General features: G+C 64.2%; 1 protein-coding gene. It reads left to right on the top strand.

Features of this window, described 5'->3' with window-relative positions; translation table 11 throughout:
• Positions 1-215 (top strand): IS66 family transposase (locus AC0L2Y_RS34735; protein ID WP_473562360.1); only part of this gene is annotated, 215 nt, incomplete at both ends.

Raw genomic sequence — 215 nt, 5'->3', positions numbered from 1 at the left:
CCGAAACTGTCGGGCAAATCGAAGCCCGCTGAGGCGATTCGCTATGCGCTCGGCCGGCGTGCCGCACTCGAGTGCTTCCTCGCCGACGGCCGCATCGAAATCGACTCCAACACCGTCGAACGCGCTATCAGGCCGCAGACAATTACTCGTAAGAACAGCCTCTTCGCTGGCAGCGACGGCGGCGGACGGACATGGGCGACCATCGCCACGCTGCT

Source organism: Mesorhizobium sp. WSM4830 (assembly GCF_055811495.1).
Note: the sequence above shows the minus strand (reverse complement) of the source record. Positions and strands in the feature narration are given on the sequence as shown.